This is a genomic window from Allomesorhizobium camelthorni (genome assembly GCF_011045125.1).
Lineage (GTDB): Bacteria > Pseudomonadota > Alphaproteobacteria > Rhizobiales > Rhizobiaceae > Allomesorhizobium > Allomesorhizobium camelthorni.
In genome coordinates this window covers 1-957 of sequence record NZ_JAAKZF010000280.1, presented here as the reverse complement: position 1 = coordinate 957, position 957 = coordinate 1, and the positions used below count along the sequence as shown (strand labels likewise).

At 58.0% G+C, this 957-nt stretch carries 2 protein-coding genes; one reads left to right on the top strand and one right to left on the bottom strand.

Features of this window, described 5'->3' with window-relative positions; translation table 11 throughout:
* Window positions 1-306: hypothetical protein (locus G6N73_RS36640; RefSeq protein ID WP_206079283.1), on the top strand; the 306-nt coding region annotated here is incomplete at its 5' end.
* On the opposite strand, the gene G6N73_RS35875 is transcribed toward G6N73_RS36640, so the two are convergent.
* Window positions 303-452 (bottom strand): hypothetical protein, encoded by a 150-nt coding sequence (locus tag G6N73_RS35875; RefSeq protein WP_165034574.1) that lies wholly within the window; start codon window positions 450-452, stop codon window positions 303-305. The two genes, G6N73_RS36640 and G6N73_RS35875, sit on opposite strands and share 4 nt — an antisense overlap.
* Between the last annotated feature and the right edge of the window lie 505 nt (window positions 453-957).

The window sequence follows — 957 nt, the reverse complement described above, 5'->3', positions numbered from 1 at the left end:
TATTCATCAAGTAACTTGATGGCGATCAGCCTGTTCGCCTTCCACAAGCCGATTGTCGTTCGCTTCGCGAAGCCGCGCGGCACTGCCAAGCTCCGCAAGAACCAACGCTGGTGTGGCCCGCATGACATCCGCCGCCATGCGCTAAGCCGGGACCGCAATACCTGCCAGCGCTGTGGGTACATGGATGTCGACGACAAACCGTCACCCCGAGCGCCGCCGTCGTCAACCACACGACGCGTACAAGGGCACCCCGGCGCCGTTCTTCTGCCTGTAAGCACCCGGGGAATGGTCGCAGCTGGGCGCTAGCTGCCCCTCGACTGCACCATGTCGAGGAATTGCTGCAGGTTCTCGACGATCGCTTGGGCGCCTTCGGCATTGATGGCAAATTCGAAGGCCAGTTCGCCAGTTTCAAGGGTGAGCAGCGCAACCATGGTCTGGCCGTCTTCGGACATCGTGACGTCCATGGAGAAGCGGTGACCGGCATAGGTGAATCGCTCATTCGTGGTTCCTTTCAGCCCAGCCGACGAAGAGCCTGCTTTAGGATCCCGGACGCAAGAAACCCGCCGCTTAGATCATCCTGCCAGAGCGGCGGGCTTCTGGTTCCATATGTGGACGGCTCCCACTTGCAAGTGTTTCCTGCAAATATTTTGATCGGGTCGCTTGCTTCCATATGTGCGGCCTTTGTGTGTGGCCGCACATGACCACTGGCCAAGATGGTTTCCGCAACGCGTGTTCCCAACAGGGTAACGGCCTTTAATGGCCATCGGAACCAACGGAGTATCACGCGTCTTGGATCGATCGATCACACCATCTGCTATTCTCTTGCAAGTTTTCCGCCATCAGCTCAACACGGTAGCACTTTGTCTCCGCTCACCGTGATGGCCAATTTTATGCTGCCTGTGTTCGTTCCTCTGGCCTCTTGTACGTCTCGCCGCTCACCATGAGCTTCCAGGCGTA

Coding starts and splice junctions, on each gene's coding strand:
- G6N73_RS35875 (WP_165034574.1), bottom strand. CDS start 452: ATGTCCGAAGACGGCCAGACCATGGTTGCGCTGCTCACCCTTGAAACT.